Here is a 4,182-nt window from a genome sequence, read left to right on the forward strand (position 1 = left end):
GTGCGCCAGAGCGACCTGAGGGCTTCGAGCTCGGTGCGGGGGAAGTGTTCGCCCTACTTGCCGCGATATCCGCTCTCGCCGTACTTCGTGGCGACTTCGTCGAAGCAGCGGATCACCGCTCGCGCCACGGCGTCGACGCTCTGCTGGGTCGACCAGATCTCGGTGCCGGCGTTGTCGTGCTTGGCGCCGTCGGGTAGTTGAAGGAGGCGGATCCACACATCGTTGCCTGCGCAGTAGAAGATCCACCGGAAAGCGGTGGGCTCTGCCTCGAACTGAACACGCGTCTCGGCTTCACCGCTGACCAGTCGGGCGACCGCCGTCAGGAGGTCCTCGGGGGCGCTGGTGATGTACGAGGCTGTGACTTCGGCATCGGCTTGACCGTCAGCGATACTGCAGTCCGCCCACCCGTGTCCGTTGAGAGTCCGGACGAGCCGCAGATCAGCCACGGCCACCGTCCTGCTGTGTGAGGAAGCGTCGGACATCGACCGCGAGGGCAGACATCTGCTCGCCGGCGTCGAGCCAGGTCGTGACGGATGCCTCCCAACCACCGGCCGCACTTCGCCATGGGTGAAGAGTCCAGGTCAGCCCGACGTGACCGCCGGAGCGGAAGACCGCGCTGATGGTGAGATCGCGGTCGTTGGTCTGCCAGACCCGCTGCCCGTCCCAGCCGCGGAAGTCGGCCGCCAGTCCCTCCAGGAAGGGCGCCAGGTCGGCGCCCCAGTTCCAGGCGACCACCTCGTCAACGCGCATGGTCAGCCCCGGCGCGGACGCCTCGACGGCGTACTGCACGCGGTCCTCGTCGGGCCGGGAGGAGTCGCAGAGCCGCACGCTGACGGAGCGGTTGTTCTGGCAGCGGACGGTCACGGCGGTCGGCATGTCGAGGTCGGTGTCGTGGGAGCTCATCGGTTGAACGGTAGATCACGGAGGCCTCACCCGTCGCGGAGATTACGCGTCGGGGAGGCGTCCTGCATCGACGTGATCGGCGAGGTAGATCATGACGCCCTCGGGATCCATGCCGAGGGCTGCGGCGACGAGTTTGGGGTCCAGGGTGTTCACGAGGTCGGCAAGGCGGGTGCATCGCAGAGTCCGAGGCGCAACGCCGCAGGGGTCCAGGAGGTGGCTGACATAGGCGGTCGACGCCGGTGCCCGACCGCTCTTGGTGATCTTGGTGACGATCACGTGGGGGTTGTCGGTGCGCTGGTCCGTGCGGTGCGCCAGGCAGCGTTGGAGTGCCGACCAGCTGATCGGGTCCATAGGCACCGGATGGGGGCGTTTGCCCAGGCGGATGGTGCGGTTGGTGGGGTCGAGGTCGTCCACGCGCAGGAGCCGGACCTCGCTGCTGGAGGCCGCGTGGAGGAGAGCCAGGATTCCGAGCAGTGCCTCGTGCGGGTGCGCGTCGGTGCCGGTGGTCCAGCGGCGGAACAACTGCCGTTGCTGGTCGACGGCGACGGTGGTGCCGCTGAACCCTGACGGGCCTTTGGCCTTCACTCCCCGGGTGGGGTCGATGAGCACGACCTTGCGGGAGCGGGCGAAGCGGAAGTACTGCCGCAGCACGGTCAGCCGACGTTGCCGGGCCTTGGGCATGGTCGCCAGGAAGGCCTCGACGTCGTGCACGTCGGTCAGGGCCCAGTCCTGCTTGTTGCGCGTGCCGGTCAGGAAGCGGGCGAGGTCACGGACGATGGCCAGGGCCGCCTCGATGGTGCTGTCCGTGCGAGGCAGGGTGCCGGCTTTGAGGGCGCGCTCGCGTGCTCGCAACATGGACTCGGCGAACGCCTGCACCTGCGGCCGCAGCGGGAGCGGGGTGGCCTCGATGCGGCGTCGGCGGCGTCCAGCGGCAAGCCGTTGCGCCTGGTCGGTGGGAAGGGCAAGGCCGCGCTGAGTAAAGAAGCCTTCGAGCGCCCGGGCGAGGGAGCCCATCGACCGGCCGGGGCGGCGGGCACGGTCCAGCAGGGCCTGGGGGTGGTTGGGCTGTTCGTCCTCCAGCAGCCTGCCCAGAGTGCTGATCATGCTGCAGGCGCGACTCGCGCAGTGCCGTTCGGCGAGATGGCCGGCGAAGTCACCCAGCCAGGGCACCGGCTCGGCGAGCCGCGCAGCCAGATTCTCGGAGGCGATGAAGGGTCGGTCGGGGTGCTTCTGCCAGCAGGCCGAACAGAGTCCGAGCCCGGCATGGCGCCGCACCTCGCCGCAGCCGACGCACTGCCGCGGTGGCTGCTTGGTCTGCCGCTGGCGCGAGCAGTGGCCACACCATCCGGTGCCGGTCTGCAGGAAGCCGGGCCGCCGGCAGCGAGGACAGACCTGCTTCGAGGCCTGCCTGTCCGCTTCTCGTCGGCAGATCCCGCAGTGGCTGGCGATCGGTGACCGGACCGGGCGGCCGCAGCCCGCGCAGGTCCGCGAGCAGGTGATGCACCGTCCGATCTCGGCCTGCAGGACGCGTGACCTCCCGCAGGCAGGACAGGACGCGCGGGTGGCCTCGTCCTTCATCCGGGCCATGCAGCGACAGCAGTGCTGCCGCTCGATGAACCCGACCGGCGCCCCGCACCCGACACAGTCCCGCTGCCTCGTGCCCATACCTCGCCCGCACTCCCTTCCGTCAGATCGGCGGCATCGACCGGCCCCGGGCCGAGGCGACCCTCGGCAGATCGGCTGCCGGTCGAGGAGGAGCCACAGGGCGTTCGACGGGGGTGGTGTCGACCTCGATCAGGTCGTTGGGGCTGCACTCCAGCGCGGTGCACAACGCCGCAAGCGTGGACATCTTCACCTGCGAGGGTTCCTTGGTGAACAGGGCCGACACCGACGCGGAGGACAGTTCCAGGCCCGCCTTCTCGGCCAGGAGCCGCCTCAACTGGGCTCCGGTCCAGACCTCGCGCTGGGCGGCGGCCATCCGCAGCTTCCACCTGATGTTCACGGCGTGGGTTCCTCTCCGGTGAGCTCGCCGAGCGTGCTGGTCACGGCGCGTCGATACGCGTCCTCGATGAACGTGGCCGAGGGGCGGACGTATCTCATTGTCGAACTGACTGTCCAGTGACCGAGTAGCTGCTGGATGGCCACCAGGTCCACTCCGCGCTCGTAGTTGTGGGTCGCACAAGCTCTCCGCAGGGCATGCGGGCTGAAACGGTCGGCGGCCGGACGGCCCTCCAGCTCCATCAGATAGCGCAGCCGATTGCGGACGGTGCCCTGGTGCAGGTGGCCGCCCGACTCGTCGGCGAACAGCGCGGGCGAGTCGGGGAACTTGCCGCGGACGTCGTCGAGGAACCAGCGCAGGACCAGGTCCAGCTGGTCGAGCATGGGCACCCAACGCGGACGGGGCCCTGAGGTGTGGGCGCCCTTGCCGAAGCGCACGTGCAGTTTGCCGAACGGGCCGCGGCCGAAGTGGACATCCGGGCGGTCCAGGAGCGAGGCCTCCTCCTAGCGCAGGCCGGCGTGATACAGCGTCCGGAACAGCGCGTAGTCGCGGGCGGCGGGCGCGTACTTGCGGGCGGTGGCGATCCGCGCCTTGAGGAAGTCGAAGAACTCCTCGACCCGTTCGGGGGTCGGCGGCGGCAGCAGGGCTGGGGAGTCGTCGCCGACATGCCGCGAGGCGTTGAACTCGTCCACGGGGCAGACCAGCCGGACCCCGAACGCGGCCTCGATCTCAACGGCCTTGCGTGCCTGGAGGAACCGGTGGAAGCCCTTGAAGATCTGGACGTATCCGCGGCGGGTGGACGGAGCCCGCCCCTCTATGGCCAGGCCACCGACCACGCGGTCGATGTCCTCGGGCGTGACATCCCATGCCGGCCGCCCCAGCGCCTTCAACGTCCGCTCCAGCAGGCCGATGTCGTTGTCGACCGTCACCGGGCTGAACCCACGGGCCCGCCAGGAGGCCACGAACGCCTCCACACACAGGGCCTGGAACTCCCACGGATCCCAGGCAACGGGTATCTCGGGCACCGCCCGGCCCTCGATCACCCGCAGACGCGACTCCACCATCCGGCACACCTTCCTCGCACCTGACGAATGAAGGTAGCGCCTACAAAACAGCGCTGTCAGCAAGACAATCAAAGAGCCGCCCAGGACCCAGATACGGGCACGTCGCAGGGCAGATGCGATCCAACGAACAAGTGCCAGCCCCAGTTGAAGGGGGCGGGTCCTCGGTGACGAGGTCCTCGCCACCGCCGTCCCCGACCGGCTCCTCCACCACTGCGA

At 69.3% G+C, this 4,182-nt stretch carries 6 protein-coding genes; all 6 read right to left on the reverse strand.

What is annotated here, in order from left to right; all coding sequences use genetic code 11:
• Positions 1–53: 53 nt before the first annotated feature.
• Positions 54–446, reverse strand: a complete 393-nt coding sequence (locus tag ACZ6R9_RS33700) for a hypothetical protein (RefSeq protein WP_465542580.1) — start codon at positions 444–446, stop codon at positions 54–56.
• Positions 439–903, reverse strand: coding sequence for a DUF6228 family protein (locus ACZ6R9_RS33705; protein WP_465542581.1), 465 nt, complete (start codon positions 901–903; stop codon positions 439–441). Before ACZ6R9_RS33705 ends, ACZ6R9_RS33700 begins: the two co-directional genes overlap by 8 nt.
• A gap of 42 nt (positions 904–945) precedes the next feature.
• On the reverse strand, positions 946–2,481 hold the full coding sequence (locus ACZ6R9_RS33710; RefSeq protein ID WP_465542583.1) for a tyrosine-type recombinase/integrase: 1,536 nt from the start codon (positions 2,479–2,481) through the stop codon (positions 946–948).
• 109 nt (positions 2,482–2,590) lie between these two features.
• Positions 2,591–2,905 carry a helix-turn-helix domain-containing protein gene (locus ACZ6R9_RS33715; protein ID WP_465542585.1) on the reverse strand — a complete coding sequence of 105 codons (315 nt, stop codon included), beginning with the start codon at positions 2,903–2,905 and terminating at the stop codon, positions 2,591–2,593.
• A complete protein-coding gene (locus tag ACZ6R9_RS33720) occupies positions 2,902–3,339 on the reverse strand; it encodes a tyrosine-type recombinase/integrase (protein WP_380488398.1) in 438 nt (145 codons plus the stop codon). The genes ACZ6R9_RS33715 and ACZ6R9_RS33720 overlap by 4 nt, the downstream gene beginning before the upstream one ends.
• 66 nt (positions 3,340–3,405) lie before the next feature.
• On the reverse strand, positions 3,406–3,966 hold the full coding sequence (locus ACZ6R9_RS33725; RefSeq protein ID WP_465542587.1) for a hypothetical protein: 561 nt from the start codon (positions 3,964–3,966) through the stop codon (positions 3,406–3,408).
• Between the last annotated feature and the right edge of the window lie 216 nt (positions 3,967–4,182).

The sequence above is a fragment of the Kitasatospora sp. NPDC048662 genome (genome assembly GCF_055587065.1).